Here is a 17,005-nt window from a genome sequence, read left to right on the forward strand (position 1 = left end):
CGTTGAACGATCGATCGTTGATCTCCCAAGGCGCGGGGCTTCGGACGGGTGCCGGGGCCCAGCGACCTTCACCGCATGAAAGGCAAGCTCGTGAAGCTGATCCCGCGCTGGCTGCGGAACCGATACGGGGCTACCGCGCTGTTCCTGCTGGTGTGGATCGCCTTCCTGGACAAGAGCGACGCGCTCACGACGTTCAAGAACCGCCGGGCCCTTCACCGCTTGGAGCAGCAGCACGAGCACTACACGGACCAGATCGCCCTAACGCGCCAACGCATCGCTGAACTGAACGGCGACCCGGCCCTGAAGGAGAAGTTCGCCCGTGAGCGCTACTACATGAAGCGCAAGAACGAGGACGTGTTCGTGCTGGTGGCGAAGAAGTGATCAGTGATGGTGCCCGCCCGGTCCATGCACATGGCCGTGGCTCAGTTCATCGGCCGTGGCCTGGCGCACTTCGGTGATCTCCACGTCGAAGTGCAGCGTTACACCGGCCAGTGCGTGATTGCCATCGAGCAGCACTTTGCCGTCGGCCACTTCCTTCACCGTGAACACCGCTTGGCCTCCCGCGCTGAACTGCATGCCCTCCTCCACCGTCTGCCCGCCGAACTTGTCCAAAGGCACGCTCTGCAACAGCTCCTTGTTGAACTCACCGTAACCCAGGCCGGGCGGCACCACGGCCTTGAACTTGTCGCCCACCTTCTTCCCTTCCATTTGCTGTTCCAGGCCGGGCACGATCATGCCCATGCCCTGTATGTAGGCGAAGGCATCGTGGCCATCGGATGTGTCGAGGGTGGTGCCTTGATCGTCGCGCAGGGTGTAATGGAAGGAGACGACCGAGTTGGTGCTAATGGACATGTCGAGGTTGGTTGGGCGGTCAAAATAGAAGGCCCGTGCTTCCGGGCATCCTCCTTGCCGCCGCCCGCGTCCAAAGCACGCCTACCTTTTCAGCATGAAGCCGCACCTTGCCCTGCTCTTGATCTGCGCCAACGAGGCGACTGCACAAGTGCCCATCCTTGATTGGGGACACGCGTTCACCGGCCCGGGCAACGCATCCAACTACATCAACACGCTGCGCGGGGTCACGACAGGTCCCGATGGTGCGGTGTACGCGGTGGGGCACTTCGCGAACAACTTGGACATGGATCCCGGGCCGGGCACCACCATGCTCACCACGGCTGCCCAAACGGACTTCGACATGCTACTGGCCAAATACGATAGTTCGGGCGCGCTCGTTTGGGCCAAACAGCTCATCACAGCATCGAACGCCTTTCCTGATTTCATCGAGCGGCAGCCCGGCGGTGATCTGATCATTGGTGGCTACATGATCGACTCGGTGGATTTCGATCCGGGCCCCGGGCAACTGAACGTGGGTGGCGTTAGCGACTTCTTCTTCGCCCGCTATGACCCGGACGGCAACGTGGTATGGGCGAAGACCTTCGGCTCGTTCAGCGGCATTGATGAGATGCACGCGCTGGAAGTGGATGCGGCCGGTAACATCTGGATCGCGGGTGCCATAAACGACAGCATCGACATGGACCCCGGACCAGGTGTCGCCATGTTCCACCCGACCCCGGCGAGCCGCGATGGCCTGATAGCGAAGTTCGACCCGGACGGCAACTATCAATGGGGGCACGTGTTCGGCAACACGTGGAACGATGAGGCCAAGGCCATTGCCTTCGACGCTTCGGGCAATGCCGTAGTGACGGGCCTCTTCCGAACGAGCGTCGACATGGACCCTTCTGCGGGCGTTTACACATTGGACCAGCTCGGCACCGGTGATGACGTGGTCGTGGCGCGCTTCACCACCAACGGCACGCTCATCGATGCGTTCGCCTTCGGCGCCAGCGCCAACACCGTGGAGCCTAGCGCCATTGCAGTGGACGCCAACGGCGATCTCGTGCTGTGCGGCGAATTCTACGGTGGTATGGCCAGCTTGGAACCCGGCCAGACCAACGGCACCATCAACATCGGCGGTTACATGTGGGGATGGATCGCGAAGTACTCCACTGCGCCCGCACTTCTCTGGAGCAATGTGTTCAGTACAGGCCAGAGCGGCGGACCTAACTTCCAGAACCTTGTTCTCGATGCCGATGGCGACGTGGTGGTCGGCGGTTCGCACCTCGACAACTTCGATGCCGACCCTGGCCCGGGAACCGTTTACATGTGGACCAACGGCGCCTACCTCTTGCAGTACAACGGTGCCGACGGCGCCTTCGAGTGGGAATCGCAGTTGGGCAGTTCGGTGAGCAACTACTTCGAAGGTCTGCACATCGACCCCGATGACACCAAATACGTGGCCGGTGGCAACGGCAACTGGAGCATGAACGGCACCAGTATTGGCCAGGGCAATGCAGCCATCCTGTTGAAGACGGGAGCATGCGATCCTCCGCAGATCATCAGCGAACCTGGCGCACCATCAGACTTCTGTGAGCAGAGCACCATGACCCTTGATGTTGGTGCCATCGGTAGCGGTCTCACCTACCAGTGGTTCATTGATTCACTTCCATCGGGAACGAACGCCGATACCCTTACGTTCGGACCCATCGCTCCAGGCACTTATTCCATACACTGTGTGGTCAACGGTTTGTGTGGAACGGATACCACTGGTCAGATCGTGATCGGTGTCGGCGACTCCCCGGAACCCACCATTGTTGAGAGCGCTGGGCTCTTGTTTGCGACCGGGGTGGGAATGATCTATCACTGGTACCTCGACGGAAACCTTGTTTGGATAGGCAGCACACCCGATTTTTCTCCAACGTCGAATGGAACTTACACGGTTTACGTGCTCGGCTTTGAAGGCTGTTTCGGAATGTCCCCACCGTTCTACTACGGCGGCATCGGCATCAACGAACATGGAAAGCACAACTTGCGGATCATCCACACCCCAGGCGCCGAGACCTTCGTCGTTCAGCACGCCTCTTTGGGCTCTCAAGTCCGTCTGTTGGATGCGACAGGTCGGGAGATCCGGCGCTGGCGCACAACATCAGCCAACGATCTGTTCAACATTGAATGCATCGCTGCAGGTCTTCACTTGATCGTAGTTGGCGATGCGGTGCAACGCATCTTCAACTAGGGCGCCTCAATTCACTTCCTCCCACCACCGCTCGCTGACCTGTTGGTCGGGCCAGCGCACAATGCGGCCCGGTCGTGGTGTGAAGACCGGCATGCCCAACTCCTTTGCTTTCGCCGACACACGCTCCACCGGCTCTTTCCACGCGTGCATGGCCAGGCTGTACTTGGCCCAGTGGATGGGCATCAAGGCTTTTGTCTTCACATCCACGGCAGCCTGCGCGGTCTGCTCCGGCACCATGTGGATATCGGCCCAACGCTCATTGTAAGCACCACACTCCAGGAAGGCGAGATCGAACGGCCCGAGCCGATCGCCCACCTCCTTGAAGGTTTGCGAGTAACCGCTGTCCGCACCGAAGTAGATGCGTTGGCCGTTGCACTCGAAAGCCCATGAACCCCACAAGGTGCTGAAGCGATTGGTGAGGCCCCGTCCGCTGAAATGCCGCGCGGGTGCCAACGTCAACTTCACCGGACCGACCTGCACGTCCTCCCACCACGCCTTCTCCACGATGGCCTCCGGCGCAACGTCCCAGCGTTCCAGGTGGGCGCCCACGCCCAACGGCGCGATGTACTTCAGCACGTTACCGGAGGCCACCAACGCAACGATCGTTTCATGGCACAGATGGTCGTAGTGATCGTGCGAGAGCAGCACCACATCCACCTTCGGCAGCAGGTCCACCCGCATGTGCTCCCGGTAGCTGAACCGCTTCGGGCCGGCGAAGGAGAACGTGGATGCGCGTTCGCCGAAGACAGGATCAATGAGGAAAGTCATGGGGCCTGCCTTCAACAACAGGGAGGAATGCCCGAACCAAGCGAATGCGAAACCATCGTTGGGCAGTGCATCCCATGCAGCACGATCGAAAGGTGCGTTGGGCAGAACACCGGCAGGTTGCCGTTCCGCACCTCCCTTGGTGAATTCCCAGAGCACCCCGAGCATGGTGCCGAAAGGCATGTGCATGTTCGCGGGCACGGCGTTGTTGAGCACTCCATTGCCATAGTTCGGCAGGGCTGCAATACGGGCCTTGCGGTCGCCTATGGGATCCGCTCCGATCCGCGCAGCGAACTTGAAATAGGCGAAGAACACCGTGATGCCAACCACAACCACCAACAGAACAGACCAGAGCACCATGCGTAACCTGCTTTTCGTTCGGCGCGAAGGTTGGCCTCCTAACATTGCCCCGTGAGCCGCTCATCACTTTCAGTGTTCATGGCCCTGCTCTGCCTGAGCGCGATCGCACAATCGACGGGCAGTGCAAGCCACAATGGCCTGATGCGCGTGGAGAACGAGTACAAGCTGCATGTGCCCGACACCCTTGCCGATCCGCTCTGGATTTGGCTCGTCGCCGAGTTCGGGCCGGAGCACTGCGTGCTGCGGGAACGTGACAGCAGCTTTGCCTCGAAAGTGGCCACCGACCGTATTGTGGACCAGTACTTCGACGACGAAAAGCTCCGCTTGCTCGAGGTCGGCAATAGTGTGCGGCTTCGTTCAAGACAAGTGCTCACCGACACACTGGACCGCAAGCATGGCCGCCGGTTGATGCAAGTGAAGATCAATCGCGTGGATGACAATGTCCTGAACCGTGGCGAGTACAAGTTCAAGCCCGACACGCTGACCGCGGATAGCGCGGGCGGGCCCTTGGAACGTCATCCGTTCTTCGGGTTGGTCCTGCCATCCCACCGCGATAGCCTGCGGAGCATCCTTTCACGCTACGGTATGATGGCCGACAGTCTGCGACCCACAGCCCTCATCGACCAGATGCGCCGGCGCATCTACATCAACCGCGATATCATGCCCTTCGCAACCCTCAGCCTCGATGTAGTGACCGGGACCATGAGCGGCCGCTGGTGCACCTTCACCGAACTGGAACTGGAACTGAACGAGAACGGCTACACCGGCAGCGACAGCACGGAACGCGCGGCCATGGAGCGCGTGAACGAGTTCATCAAGGACCATGTGGTCGGACGGTGGCCGCAAGTGAAGCAAGACCAACGGCCGAAATACACGAAGGTCCACGCAGGCGTCATGAAGGAGGAAATTGCGCTCGTGAACTCCAGGCTTCCACGAGCTGAAGTCCGCCTCCCGTGGTTGAAGATCATCGGCTATGGCCTCCTTCTGGCAGCGCTCGTGTGGCTTTGGGTGAGGCGCTCTTCGGGAAACGACTGACCGTTTCGTAAGCCCGGAGTTGACATCCGAGAATGACCCGGCGCAGGGCGAGGTCTTGCTCGCTCCTGCGCCAGATCGCCACTACCTTACTTCTTCACCGTGGCACCTTGCGCCACCAGCATATCGATGTCGTTGTTCACGCTGAGGATGAGCAGCGCGGTGGCCGTGCAGAACACAGGACTGGTGATGCAATGGTGCCCGCTCCAGCTGCCGTTCTCGTTCTGGATGTTCACCAAGCGCGCGGTGGTATTGCTGTACCAATCCTTCCAGCTCTGGTCGTTGTTGATGATGAGCGACTCACCGGTCTGCAGGAAGCTGAGGAACTCTTCACCACCATTGTTGCCGAACCCTTGCAGCACCGTCTCTGACTGTGCTTGCACCTTGGCGGCGTTGTACACGTTCCACGCGGTGTTCATCTTCTCGGCCTCGTCGCGCGAGTAACCGGCCTGTTGCAGGTTCTCAACGCTCACAGGCGCCGCCGCCGCCAATTTGCCTTCGTCCTTCAGCTTCTTGACATCCTCTTCCGCTTTCCGGGCTTCCTTGGCACTGCTGCGCGTGCTACCGCTCACCGCGTACAGCGTGATGCCAGCGGCGTCGCCGGTGGCCACCGTACCCGAACTTGCATCGAAGTTGGCTTTCTGGTAAGAGCGCGCACGGTCGAGGGCTTCATCGTCAACATCGGCACCGTTGTGCTGTGCGCTCTCCAAGGCGTTGGTGGCGAAACTGCTCTGCAGCACACCGGCCCAGCTACCGCCTTGCACGGCGCCATTGGCCGCCTGCGCCAGTTGGATCTTGCGCACGCACTTGTCCTGCGCGCGCAACCATCGATCGCGCTGCGGGTGCGTGCACGGCATGCGCCCGATGAGGTTGCTGATGTACTGGCTGGTCAGGGCCACGTCGATGTTCGCACCCAGCTTCACCTGTATCTGCGTGCCCTGCAACGCGGTGATGTTGCTCGCGTTCTCATCGCTCTTCTCCACGGCGCCGAGGAGGAACTCGGTGCTGCGCGCAAGGATGTTGGCGTACGGCCCGCTTTCGGGCGTGCTGCCGGCGCGCAGCAGCGCCATGGCCACCATGGCCGTGGTAGCGGGATCGCTCGGCGAAGCGTGCGGGTCCATGACGTTCTGCGAGGCGTGGTTGCCCGCGGCGAACCCGCCGTCGTTGTGCTGGGCGCTCTTCATCCAGTCATAGGCGCGCTGTTGCGAGTTCATGACTTCCGCCGGGGTTTTCAGTTCCATGTTGCTGCTCAACCCTTCGCCTTCATAGACGGTTTTGAAGACGCAGCCCTTGGGCCGGGCCGCATCCGGTTTCATGCAGCACTCACGGTCCGTATGGAGATCCGTGCTGGTGAACGACAGGAGCGCTGCTGTGCCTGCGATGGCTGCGATGGCCGACAGGCCGAATACGATGGAAGTCCTCATGTGTTTCATCCCGATGCGTCGGGGGCGTGTGTTGTTGGTGCGGTGCTGTACACACCAACGCGCCACAGGTTCGATCAACCGATGGATCGATCGCCAAGAAGATCGAAAGTCGCCTACGCCACCACGGCCTTACTCGCCTTCTTGCGCTCGTTCTCGTCCAGGAGCACCTTGCGGATGCGCAGGCTCTTCGGCGTCACCTCCAAGTACTCGTCATTGGCGATGTACTCCATGCACTCTTCCAGCGAGAACTTGACGGCCGGTGCGATGTTCACCTTGTCATCGCTGCCGCTGGCGCGCATGTTCGTGAGCTTCTTCACGCGGATCACGTTCACCGCGAGTTCCTCGTCGGGCTTGGGGCTTTCGCCGATCACCTGGCCGGCGTACACCTCTTCTCCGGGATCGATGAAGAACTTACCGCGGTCCTGCAGCTTGTCGATTGCGTAGGCGATGGCTGTGCCGGTCTCGGCGCTCACGATGCAGCCGCTGCGTGCGCTCTGGAATTCGCCCTTCCAAGGCTCGTAGCCCTTGAAGCGGTGCGCAATGATGGCCTCACCTTCAGTGGCCGTGAGCAGCGGGTTGCGCAGGCCGATGATGCCGCGCGCAGGGATGTTGAACTCGATGTTCACGCGGTCGCCCTTCAACTCCACGCTCATGAGTTCGCCTTTGCGGCGGCTCACCTGGTCGATGACCTTGCTGCTGAACGGCTCGGGCACTTGCACAGTGAGCGCCTCGATGGGCTCGCACTTCACCCCATCGATCTCCTTGAGCAGCACCTGCGGCTGGCCCAGTTGGAACTCGTAGCCTTCGCGGCGCATGGTCTCCACCAGGATGCCCAGGTGAAGGATACCGCGACCATAAACCAGCAACTTGTCCGGGCTACCGGTCTCTTCGATCTTCATCGCCAGGTTTTTCTCGATCTCCTTGAAGAGGCGATCGCGCAGGTGGCGGCTGGTGACGAACTCGCCCTCCTTGCCGAAGAACGGCGAGGTGTTGATGGTGAAGAGCATGCTCATCGTGGGCTCGTCCACCTTGAAACCGGGCAGGCCCTCGGGGTTCTCGAAGTCGGCGATGGTGTCGCCGATGTCGAAACCTTCAAGACCCATCACGGCGCAGATCTCGCCGCTCGAGAGGTCGGTCGTTTTCACCTTCTCCTTGCCAAGCCCCTCGAAGGTCATCAGCTCGGCCACCTTGCCCTTCACCACCTTGCCATCGTTCTTCACCAGGCTCACGTTCTGTCCGGCCTTGATGGTACCACGGCTCACGCGGCCCACGGCGATACGCCCTTGGAAGCTGCTGTAGTCGAGGCTGGTGATGCGCATCTGCAGTGTGCCGTCCACCTTCTTCGGGGCAGGGATCTTCTCCAGGATCACATCGAGCAGGTAGCTCACGTCCTCGGTCGGTGTCTTCCAATCGGGGCCCATCCAGCCCTGCTTGCTGCTGCCGTAAACCACGGGAAAGTCGAGCTGGTCCTCATTGGCGTCGAGCGCGAACATGAGGTCGAACACCTGCTCGTGCACTTCCTCGGGCGTGCAGTTCGGCTTGTCCACCTTGTTGATCACCACGATGGGCTTCAAGCCGAGCGCGATGGCCTTGCCCAGCACGAAGCGCGTCTGCGGCATGGCGCCTTCGAAGGCATCCACCAGCAGCAGCACACCATCGGCCATGTTCAGTACGCGTTCCACCTCACCACCGAAGTCGCTGTGGCCTGGGGTGTCGATCACGTTGATCTTCACTCCTTTGTAGCGCACGCTGACGTTCTTGCTCAGGATGGTGATGCCCCGCTCTCGCTCCAGGTCGTTGTTGTCGAGCAGCAAATCGCTGGTCTCCTGGTTCTCACGGAAAAGCTGGCACTGGTGCAGGATGCGGTCCACCAGTGTGGTTTTGCCGTGGTCGACGTGGGCGATGATGGCGATGTTGCGGAGCTCGGTCATGGTCGGATGAGTACAGGGCCGTGAAAAACGGCGCGCGAAAGTAGCCGTATGGCCTATGCCGGAGAACCATCACCTTGCTCCACTTTTGCCGGGCTCCGCGACATCCGGAGGTTGGAACATGGATTTCACACCGTCTACGCGCTCCCTTCGTTCAGCCCTGCCCGTTTTGTTCGTGGCCTCACTGTTCGGATGCCACCGCCCCGACCACCAGGAGTCCTTCCCGTTCGTGGTCGGCAGCGATAGTTTGTCGTTCGAAGGGGAATTCCGCTTGAGGGATGGCGCAGGTGAATGGATGCGGTGCGCCGATGGCAAGCGCTTCAAGACCGTAGGCACCGGAGTGGACAGTCTGATCATGCTCTACACGACCCAAGTAGGCCATATGGGCGATGCGGTGAAGGTCTGGTTGCTGGGCGGTTGGTCGGCGGACAGCACTGTGGTGGCGCACCGGCTGGTGCATCTGGCCCCGGCACTTCGGTGTGCGGCATTGCCCAACTCATCGAACAGCGGCAGCTTCGTGCTCTCGTACGGAACGCCGGGCCGTGACGAGCGGCGCGCCCAACTCGACCTTTTCCCATCAGGTTTGGCCGTGCAGTATTCCACTTTCCGCGAAGCGACCGAGCGCGAGGAATTCGGTTCGTGGGGCATGGACAGCGACGGCCTACTGCAACTCACTTGGCCACAACGGCCATTGGTGCTCTCGTTCCAAGTGCGGGGTGACAGCCTCGTGCAGCATAACGCCCGCAACGTCGATGCCATCGCCACGTTCGTGCGCACCGGGGGCCCGGAGCGTGGGCGCGGCACGCTGGGGATCGTGCTGGCCCTGCTCAGCGAGGTGACCTCCAAGCCCCAACGGACTTTCGATGCCGCCACTCTGGGCACACCATTGGCCGCATTGGAGGTGAACGACACTGCCATGATGCGGTTGGCCGACCTTCTGGTTGAACGCCACGGCATGGGCCCCGAGGTCCGCGAGCGCCGTTGGAGCAGCATTAGCACCCTTCAGGACCTCTTGGAACTCGCACGCACCCTTGAGCGGTGACCTCTGATCCCCACGGCTATCTTCGCCGCCCGCTTGCCCGCCGCAGGCAGGTTCTTCCGGCCCCGTAGTTCAATTGGATAGAATGACAGATTCCGGTTCTGTTGGTTACAGGTTCGAGTCCTGTCGGGGTCACTGAAAATAGGGGCGACGTTGAGGTCGCCCCTCTCCTTTTCCATGCGCATCGACAAGTTCCTCTGGTGCGTGCGCCTCTTCCCCACGCGGAGCGCGGCAACTGAGGCTTGCCGCAGCGGTCGCGTGCAAGTGGCCGATCGCGAGGTGAAGCCCGCCGCGGAAGTCGCCGCCGGAGCGGAAATAGCCGTGCGTGTGCCTCCCATCTGGAAACGCTTCGAGATCCTGGCGCTGCCCACTTCGCGGGTGGGAGCCAAACTGGTGCCCGGCCAGCTGCGTGAAACCACCCCGTTCGCGGACCTGGAGAAGCTGGAACTCGCCCAGCGCACACGAGGGGGCTACCACGGCGAAGGGCGCCCCACCAAGCGCGACCGGCGCGATCTGGAGCGCTTTTCCGGTGAATGAGCACTTAACTCGTTTTGGCGTTCGTTAACAGCGCCTCCCTACGCACCCCGGTAGTTTCGCTCCTGTCAAGAACGAACATGAACACCGCACGTTCCACCATCAGTTTGCTGGCCATGCTGGCCCTCGCGCCCAGTTGTTCGGCACAAGCGCAGGACAAGGAAGCACCGAAAGCCCGCATCAACATCACCGTTACCGAGAACGGTGAAACCAAACGCCTCGAACGCGAAGTGCCGTTGAACGACGCCGAGGCCATACAACAAGCGCTGAAAGAGATGGGCGTGCTGGATGAAATGACGATCGAGAACGGCGCAAACCGCATCGAGATCAACATCCGCAAGCGCGATGACGACGGCGTGCTGAAGGACATGGACATGAGCATGTTCCTTGATGCTCCCGAGGCCATGGTGTGGGCCGAAGCACCCGGTGAACCCCGCGCGTACCTCGGTGTCTACTCCGGCAATTGGAACCAGAGCACTTGCGAAGACGACAAGAAGGCCAACAAGAACAACACCACCGTGAGAGAAGGTGCATGCGTCACCCATGTGATCGAAGGCACGGCTGCGGAAAAGGCCGGACTGAAGGAAGGTGATGTGATCGTGGAGATCGACGGCAAGGAGGTGAAGAACCATGGTTCGCTTACAGAGGCCATCCGCTCGCACAAACCCGGCGAAGCGGTGAAGGTGGTGTACTGGCGCGACGGCAAGAAGGGTTCCACGACGGCCACGCTGGGCGAACACGAAAGCGAAGGCTACAAATACAGCTACTACGGTGGCCATGGCGACGGGCATGGAGATGGGCATGGCGGCTGGACCTACTCGTTCAGCGGTGGTGGTTCGTTCCTGGGCGTGGTGCCCGGTGGTCAGGTGAACGGTGGCCTGCAAGTGGAAGATGTCGTCGACGGCAGCAGCGCAGAGGAAATGGGCCTGCAGGACAATGACGTCATCAAGAAGCTGAACGGAACGGAGATCGGTGACTTCGATGATCTGGTGGATGCCGTTGACGGAACTGAGCCCGGAGCGGAAACGGTTCTGCTGGTGGAGCGCGATGGAAAGACAATGGTGCTTTCAGGCAAGATGGGCGGCGACGAGCCCATGGTGATCGAGATGCCTGACATGCCCGAGATGCCCGAAATGCCGGAGATGCCGCCCATGGCACCCATGTACCGCATGCCGCAATGGAACGGCCTTCCACCGGAGTACCAAGAAGAGATGCAGCGCGAAATGGAGCAATTGCGCCGCGAAATGGACGACCTCCGCGATGAGCTGAACGGCCAGGTGCGCCGCGAAATGCGGGTGGTGATCGAGCGGCGCGAACTGACGCCCGAAGAGACGGACGTGCTGCGCAAGAAAGGCGTGGCCGGGCTCGACAACAAACTGGTGCTTGAAGAAGTCCGCTGCTTCCCGAACCCGAGCGATGGGTTCTTCCGCCTGCAGTTCGACCTGCCGGGCAAAGGCGACCTGAACGTGGACGTGCACGATGCCAAAGGCGAGCGTGTTTACCACGAAAGCGTCAGCGATTACGAAGGGGCCTACGAACGCACCCTCAACCTGAGCGGCAAGCCCGATGGCACCTATTTCCTTGTGATCACCCAGAACGGCAAGACGCACACCCAGAAGCTCGTCAAGGAGTAACGCGACGGGCATCACGTGGAAAGAGGCCGGTGGATCCCACCGGCCTCTTTCGCATCTTCACGCCGCGATGAAACTGCTGATCCGACTTGCACTTTCCACGTTGGCCGTACTGGTGGCCGAACGCCTGTTGCGCGGCGTGCACATCGATGAGTGGACCACCGGCATCATCGTGGCCATCGTGCTGGGGCTGGTGAACACGTTCATCCGGCCGGTGCTCATCCTGTTCACACTTCCGGTCACATTGCTCTCATTGGGACTGTTCATCCTGGTCATCAACGCAGGCATGGTGATGCTCGTGGACCGTTGGATAGACGGCTTCCGCGTGGACGGCTTCTGGTGGGCCCTCGGCTTCAGCCTGATGCAATGGGCCGTGCAGGGCTTCCTCAATGCGCTGGAAGGCGGGCAGAAGAAACCGGAGGAGTGAGTCTCAAGTGTCAAAGCCCAAGTAGCAAGTATCAAGACCCAAGACGGGTTGCCCGCCTCTTGAACCTTGACACTTGCTACTTGGATCTTGGCACTTTCTCAGTTGTCGCCGTCGAGCAGACCGCCCAAACCACCGAGCAAGCTGCCTTCGCCCTTGCGGCTGCCACCCAGTTTCGGTGAGGCACGCACGATGTTATCGGCCAAACGGCTGAAGGGCAGGCTTTGGATCCACACGTGCCCCGGGCCTTGCAGCGTGGCGAAGAACAAGCCTTCACCACCGAACAGTGTGTTCTTGATGCCGCCCACGAACTCGATGTCGTAGTTGACGCTGCTGGTCATAGCCACCAGGCAGCCGGTGTCAACACGCAGCTTTTCGCCGGGTTGCAGATCGCGTTGCACCGTGGTGCCACCCGCGTGGATGTACACCTGGCCATCACCATCAAGCTGCTGCATGATGAAGCCTTCGCCTCCGAAGAGACCCGCGCCGATCTTCTTCTGGAACGCGATGCCGATGCTGACGCCCTTGGCGGCACAGAGGAACGAATCCTTCTGGCAGATGAGGCGTTGGCCGTAGTCGCGCAGATCGAGCGGTAGGATCTTGCCGGGATAGGCCGCCGCGAACCACACCGTGCGGCGCATGTTCACCTGGTTGGTGTAGGCCGTCATGAAGAGACTTTCACCGGTGAGGATGCGCTTGCCTGCACCCCACAGCTTGTTCAGGAAGCTCTGCTCCTGCCCGTTGCCATCGCCGAAGATGGTCTGCATCTGCACGCCCTCGTCCATCATCATCAGGGCACCAGCCTCGGCCAGTACGGTCTCTTGCGGGTCGAGCGTGATCTCCACGCACTGCATGTCGTCGCCGACGATGCGGTGGTCCAGTTCGTGTGCTTTGCGGGTCATGGGGGAAGGTGGTCGGAATGTGCGGCCAAAGCTATCGGCATGCGGAAGGCCCGACCAGCCAGCCGCCAAGTAATTTGGCCGCTCACGTAATCCCGCACCCCGTGCTGAAGACCGCCGACCCGCAGAGCACCATTGACAACGCCATCCTGCTGCGCGCTTGGGAGCTCATGTGCACGGCCAAGGCGATGACCGAACTCTACGAAGAGCACTTCAAGTTCACGAGCAAATACGTGCACGCGACCAGTCGGGGGCATGAGGCGATCCAGCTCGCGCTCGGTTTGCAGTTGAAGCCGCAGGACTTCGTGGCGCCCTACTACCGCGACGACAGCATCCTGCTCGGCATCGGCATGCGGCCCTATGAGCTGATGCTGCAACTGCTGGCCAAACGCGACGACCCCTTCAGCGGCGGGCGCAGCTACTACTGCCACCCGAGCTTGAAGCGCGAGGGTATGCCACGCATCCCGCACCAGAGCAGCGCCACGGGCATGCAGGGCATCCCGACCACGGGCATCGCGCTTGGCTTGTGGTACAAAGAGCAAGCAGGTCTACCGCACGACATGAACGGTGGCACCGGCAACGACGCTCCTGTTGTGGTGTGCTCGTTCGGCGATGCCTCCATCACCGAAGGCGAAGTGGCCGAAGCCTTCCAGATGGCGGTGCTGAAGAGCCTGCCCATCATCTACCTGGTGCAGGACAACGAGTGGGACATCAGTGCCCACGCACCGGAGTTCCGCAAGGGAGATGCAACAGCCTACGCCAAGGGATTCCCGGGCTTGGAAACGCGCACCATCGACGGCACCGACTTCTTCGAGAGCTATGCCACACTGCAAGAAGTGATCGCCACGGTGCGCAAGGAACGCCGCCCCTTCCTGGTGCATGCGAAAGTGCCCCTCCTCAACCACCACACGAGCGGTGTGCGCATGGACTTTTACCGGAGCGAGGAGAACCTGGCCGAACACCGCAAACGCGACCCGCAACCGCGCTTCCTGCAACAATTGCTCGACCATCGGCTGCAACTCGACGGCCTGAAGAAGCTCGAGCAACAGGCCATCGCCACGGTGAAGACCGATTTCGAGCTGGCCCGCAACGCCGAGGACCCGCGCCCGGAGGATGTGACTACGCATGACTTCGCTCCCACCCCGGTTACGGAGGAGAAAGGTGAACGCGCACCCGCTGATCGCGAGCCCACCGTGATGGTGGACAGCGCCCTGTTCGCCATACGCGAGCTGATGCAGGAAGATCCGCGCTGCCTGCTCTACGGACAGGATGTTGGTGCCCGCCTCGGTGGCGTGTTCCGCGAGGCAGCTACGCTCGCAAAGACCTTCGGCGACCATCGTGTGTTCAACACGCCCATCCAGGAAGCGTTCATCGTGGGCAGCACGGTGGGCATGAGCGCCGCCGGGTTGAAGCCGATCGTGGAGGTGCAGTTCGCCGATTACATCTGGCCGGGCCTGAACCAGCTCTTCACGGAAGTAGCGCGTTCGTGCTACCTCACCGTGGGCAAATACCCTGTGAGCTGCATCCTGCGCGTGCCCATCGGGGCGTACGGCAGCGGTGGACCGTACCACAGCAGCAGCGTGGAGAGCGTGCTCTGCAACATCAAGGGCATCAAGATCGCGTACCCCAGCACCGGCGCCGACCTGAAGGGATTGATGAAGGCCGCCTACCACGACCCGAACCCGGTGGTGATGCTCGAGCACAAAGGCCTCTACTGGAGCAAGATCAAAGGCACTGAGGAAGCCAAGAGCATTGAACCTTCGCCGGATTACATCGTACCGTTCGGCAAGGCACGCGTGGTGCAAGAAGCAGATGCTGCGCGCGTTGCGAAAGGCGAAGCCGCCGTCATTGTCACCTACGGCATGGGCGTTTACTGGGCGAAGGCCGCGGCGAAGAACCACCCTGGCTGCATCACCATCATCGACCTGCGCACGCTTGTGCCGCTGGACGAGGAGACCGTGATGACCGCGGTGCGCAGCCACGGCCGTTGTTTGGTGGTGACGGAAGAACAACTGACCAACTCCTTCGCACAAGCACTGGCCTCGCGCATCAGCAACGAGTGCTTCACGGCCCTTGATGCACCCGTGCGCACGCTCGGCGCATTGGACATGCCGGCAGTGCCGCTGAACAGCACATTGGAAGCTGCAATGATCCCGAGTGGGGAGAAAGTCGGCGCAGCGCTGGAGCAATTGCTGCGTTACTGATGGCCGCAGCGGAGCAGCATATCAGCGTTCCCCGCACCGCGCGCTACTACACGTTGGGTGCTGAGGGCAGCAGAGAAATGTGGTTGGTGCTGCACGGTTATGGCCAATTGGCGCGCTATTTCCTGCACCACTTCGAGGGCTTGGAGGAAGGTCGCCTCATCGTTGCGCCCGAAGGTCTCAGCCGCTTCTACCTCGATGGTTCCTTCGGACGTGTAGGTGCAAGTTGGATGACACGTGAGGACCGGGAGACCGAGATCGCTGACCAGATAACGTACCTGGACGCCCTGGCCGCGCGGGTGTCCGGCAAGGCAGCGCTGCCCGTGAACGTGCTTGGATTTTCCCAAGGCGTTGCCACGGCCTGCCGTTGGGCCGCCATGGGCAGGACCCGCATCCAGCGCATTGTCGTTTGGGGTGGAAGCATGCCGCCGGAGTTGGGACAGGATCCCACGGCTCATCCATGGCGGGAATGCCGGTTCGACCTGGTGCACGGCAAGGCCGACACCGTGGTGGGAGCCGACGTTCTGGAGCGCAACGCCGCGCTGCTAAGAAGCACCAGCGTGCCTTTCACCGTTCATGAGCACGATGGTGGCCACACGCTCGACCGTCTCCTGCTGGGCCGCTTGTTGGGTACGGATCGTTAGCTTGGGTTTCCCATTGCGCGCCAGGAGGTGTGCGGTCCGTACAACCTCGGCACCGCCTTCCGTGTCTATACTGGCACAAACAAAACAAGACATGAAGCGAACCCTACCCGTTGTCGCCAGCACCCTCCTCAGCGGAGCGCTCCTGGCCCAAGCCAACAACTACCCCACCGGAAGCACCGTGGCGGACTTCACTGTAACCGATACCGAGGGCGTGCAGCACAGTCTGTACGACATCACTGGCCAGGGCAAATACGTCATCCTCGATTTCTTCTTCGACACCTGCCCGCCCTGCCAGGCCACGCAGACATACTTCAACCAACTGCACGAGACCTACGGTTGCAACGATGGCGACCTCTTCGTGATGTCCATGAACAATGGCACGGACAGCAATGCCGAAGTGATCGCGTACGAAGCCGCTTACGGCGGCACCTACTCGCACTCCCCCGCGGTCGGTATCGAGGGCGGTTGTGCAGCGGTTGATGCGGCGTTCGGCGTGAGCGCCTACCCGACCTACTGCCTCATCGGCCCTGACAACATCATGAAGAACAACGATATCTGGCCCGTGAGCGACATGAGCACCTTCGTGGCCGCGTTCCCTGCTGGCAGCAACATCGATGTGATGAGCTGCGCCGTGGGCGTTGACGAATCTGGCGAGCTGGCCTTCACGTCCGTGTTCCCCACGCCGAGCACCGGCCTCATCACCGTTTCCGTTGAAACGGCCGCAGCCCGCAACCTGAGCGTGGAAGTGTACGACCTCCTCGGCAAGCGCGTGATGATCGAGAACCTCGGCACGCTGGGCAATGGCGCACAGCGCACCATGGACCTCACCACGTTGGCGGACGGCGACTACATCCTGAAGCTGCTGGCCAATGGCCAGGTGCACGACGTGACCCGCGTGGCCCTGAGCCGCTGAGCATTGCCCTTGCATGAAAAAGCCCCCGACGTGTCGGGGGCTTTTTCGTTGGAGCTGGTCCTATCAAATCCAAACCACGGATGAACGAAGAGGAACGGGGATGAATGCCCCGGACTATCCGTGTTCATCCGTGTGCATCCT

The 17,005-nt window shown here is 61.2% G+C and carries 15 protein-coding genes and 1 tRNA gene; 11 read left to right on the plus strand and 5 right to left on the minus strand.

Annotated features, from left to right (window positions below; all coding sequences use genetic code 11):
- The first annotated feature begins 75 nt into the window (after positions 1 to 75).
- Complete coding sequence (locus IPJ76_03395; protein QQR87280.1) at positions 76 to 381, plus strand: septum formation initiator family protein; 306 nt, start codon at positions 76 to 78, stop codon at positions 379 to 381.
- Here the strand turns inward: IPJ76_03395 and IPJ76_03400 are convergent, their stop codons facing one another.
- Positions 382 to 852, minus strand: a complete 471-nt coding sequence (locus tag IPJ76_03400; GenBank protein QQR87281.1) for a peptidylprolyl isomerase — start codon at positions 850 to 852, stop codon at positions 382 to 384. It abuts the gene before it with no gap.
- A 94-nt stretch (positions 853 to 946) separates the two neighbouring features.
- Between IPJ76_03400 and IPJ76_03405 the strand changes: the two genes are divergently transcribed.
- Positions 947 to 3,070 carry a hypothetical protein gene (locus tag IPJ76_03405; GenBank protein ID QQR87282.1) on the plus strand — a complete coding sequence of 708 codons (2,124 nt, stop codon included), beginning with the start codon at positions 947 to 949 and terminating at the stop codon, positions 3,068 to 3,070.
- 6 nt (positions 3,071 to 3,076) lie between these two features.
- Here the strand turns inward: IPJ76_03405 and IPJ76_03410 are convergent, their stop codons facing one another.
- The gene (locus IPJ76_03410; protein QQR87283.1) at positions 3,077 to 4,195 is read right to left on the minus strand and encodes an MBL fold metallo-hydrolase; all 1,119 of its coding nucleotides are present in this window, start codon (positions 4,193 to 4,195) and stop codon (positions 3,077 to 3,079) included.
- Between the two features lie 51 nt (positions 4,196 to 4,246).
- Here IPJ76_03410 and IPJ76_03415 point away from each other — a divergent pair, with 51 nt between their 5' ends.
- Positions 4,247 to 5,230, plus strand: a complete 984-nt coding sequence (locus tag IPJ76_03415) for a hypothetical protein (GenBank protein ID QQR87284.1) — start codon at positions 4,247 to 4,249, stop codon at positions 5,228 to 5,230.
- Positions 5,231 to 5,316: 86 nt separating this feature from the next.
- Here IPJ76_03415 and IPJ76_03420 read toward each other — a convergent pair whose 3' ends face one another.
- Both IPJ76_03420 and typA read right to left on the minus strand, forming a co-directional pair.
- Positions 5,317 to 6,651 carry a terpene cyclase/mutase family protein gene (locus IPJ76_03420; GenBank protein QQR87285.1) on the minus strand — a complete coding sequence of 445 codons (1,335 nt, stop codon included), beginning with the start codon at positions 6,649 to 6,651 and terminating at the stop codon, positions 5,317 to 5,319.
- A gap of 113 nt (positions 6,652 to 6,764) precedes the next feature.
- On the minus strand, positions 6,765 to 8,582 hold the full coding sequence (typA, locus tag IPJ76_03425) for a translational GTPase TypA (GenBank protein QQR87286.1): 1,818 nt from the start codon (positions 8,580 to 8,582) through the stop codon (positions 6,765 to 6,767).
- A 172-nt stretch (positions 8,583 to 8,754) separates the two neighbouring features.
- Between typA and IPJ76_03430 the strand changes: the two genes are divergently transcribed.
- From IPJ76_03430 to IPJ76_03450, 5 genes are all read left to right on the plus strand, one after another.
- On the plus strand, positions 8,755 to 9,621 hold the full coding sequence (locus IPJ76_03430; GenBank protein ID QQR87287.1) for a hypothetical protein: 867 nt from the start codon (positions 8,755 to 8,757) through the stop codon (positions 9,619 to 9,621).
- Positions 9,622 to 9,679: 58 nt separating this feature from the next.
- Positions 9,680 to 9,753: transfer RNA gene (locus IPJ76_03435), tRNA-Arg, on the plus strand.
- A gap of 42 nt (positions 9,754 to 9,795) precedes the next feature.
- On the plus strand, positions 9,796 to 10,155 hold the full coding sequence (locus IPJ76_03440; GenBank protein QQR87288.1) for an RNA-binding S4 domain-containing protein: 360 nt from the start codon (positions 9,796 to 9,798) through the stop codon (positions 10,153 to 10,155).
- A gap of 77 nt (positions 10,156 to 10,232) precedes the next feature.
- Positions 10,233 to 11,786: a PDZ domain-containing protein gene (locus IPJ76_03445; GenBank protein ID QQR87289.1), complete on the plus strand. Its 1,554-nt coding sequence runs from the start codon at positions 10,233 to 10,235 to the stop codon at positions 11,784 to 11,786.
- Positions 11,787 to 11,853: 67 nt separating this feature from the next.
- Positions 11,854 to 12,210, plus strand: coding sequence for a phage holin family protein (locus IPJ76_03450; protein QQR87290.1), 357 nt, complete (start codon positions 11,854 to 11,856; stop codon positions 12,208 to 12,210).
- 98 nt (positions 12,211 to 12,308) lie between these two features.
- On the opposite strand, the gene IPJ76_03455 is transcribed toward IPJ76_03450, so the two are convergent.
- Positions 12,309 to 13,109, minus strand: coding sequence for a TIGR00266 family protein (locus IPJ76_03455; protein QQR87291.1), 801 nt, complete (start codon positions 13,107 to 13,109; stop codon positions 12,309 to 12,311).
- A 17-nt stretch (positions 13,110 to 13,126) separates the two neighbouring features.
- Here IPJ76_03455 and IPJ76_03460 point away from each other — a divergent pair, with 17 nt between their 5' ends.
- The 3 genes from IPJ76_03460 to IPJ76_03470 all read left to right on the plus strand — a co-directional run bounded on the left by IPJ76_03460 (position 13,127) and on the right by IPJ76_03470 (position 16,864).
- Positions 13,127 to 15,310, plus strand: coding sequence for a tungsten formylmethanofuran dehydrogenase (locus IPJ76_03460; GenBank protein ID QQR87292.1), 2,184 nt, complete (start codon positions 13,127 to 13,129; stop codon positions 15,308 to 15,310).
- Positions 15,310 to 15,951, plus strand: coding sequence for a phospholipase (locus tag IPJ76_03465; protein ID QQR87293.1), 642 nt, complete (start codon positions 15,310 to 15,312; stop codon positions 15,949 to 15,951). Before IPJ76_03460 ends, IPJ76_03465 begins: the two co-directional genes overlap by 1 nt.
- A gap of 91 nt (positions 15,952 to 16,042) precedes the next feature.
- A complete protein-coding gene (locus IPJ76_03470; GenBank protein ID QQR87294.1) occupies positions 16,043 to 16,864 on the plus strand; it encodes a redoxin domain-containing protein in 822 nt (273 codons plus the stop codon).
- Positions 16,865 to 17,005 lie beyond the last annotated feature (141 nt).

It is taken from the genome of Flavobacteriales bacterium (assembly GCA_016699575.1).
In the GTDB taxonomy this organism is placed as follows: domain Bacteria; phylum Bacteroidota; class Bacteroidia; order Flavobacteriales_F; family PHOS-HE28; genus PHOS-HE28.

Coding starts and splice junctions, on each gene's coding strand:
- IPJ76_03395 (QQR87280.1), top strand. CDS start 76: ATGAAAGGCAAGCTCGTGAAGCTGATCCCGCGCTGGCTGCGGAACCGA.
- IPJ76_03400 (QQR87281.1), bottom strand. CDS start 852: ATGTCCATTAGCACCAACTCGGTCGTCTCCTTCCATTACACCCTGCGC.
- IPJ76_03405 (QQR87282.1), top strand. CDS start 947: ATGAAGCCGCACCTTGCCCTGCTCTTGATCTGCGCCAACGAGGCGACT.
- IPJ76_03410 (QQR87283.1), bottom strand. CDS start 4,195: ATGGTGCTCTGGTCTGTTCTGTTGGTGGTTGTGGTTGGCATCACGGTG.
- IPJ76_03420 (QQR87285.1), bottom strand. CDS start 6,651: ATGAGGACTTCCATCGTATTCGGCCTGTCGGCCATCGCAGCCATCGCA.
- typA (QQR87286.1), bottom strand. CDS start 8,582: ATGACCGAGCTCCGCAACATCGCCATCATCGCCCACGTCGACCACGGC.
- IPJ76_03440 (QQR87288.1), top strand. CDS start 9,796: ATGCGCATCGACAAGTTCCTCTGGTGCGTGCGCCTCTTCCCCACGCGG.
- IPJ76_03445 (QQR87289.1), top strand. CDS start 10,233: ATGAACACCGCACGTTCCACCATCAGTTTGCTGGCCATGCTGGCCCTC.
- IPJ76_03450 (QQR87290.1), top strand. CDS start 11,854: ATGAAACTGCTGATCCGACTTGCACTTTCCACGTTGGCCGTACTGGTG.
- IPJ76_03455 (QQR87291.1), bottom strand. CDS start 13,109: ATGACCCGCAAAGCACACGAACTGGACCACCGCATCGTCGGCGACGAC.
- IPJ76_03460 (QQR87292.1), top strand. CDS start 13,127: ATGTGCGGCCAAAGCTATCGGCATGCGGAAGGCCCGACCAGCCAGCCG.
- IPJ76_03465 (QQR87293.1), top strand. CDS start 15,310: ATGGCCGCAGCGGAGCAGCATATCAGCGTTCCCCGCACCGCGCGCTAC.
- IPJ76_03470 (QQR87294.1), top strand. CDS start 16,043: ATGAAGCGAACCCTACCCGTTGTCGCCAGCACCCTCCTCAGCGGAGCG.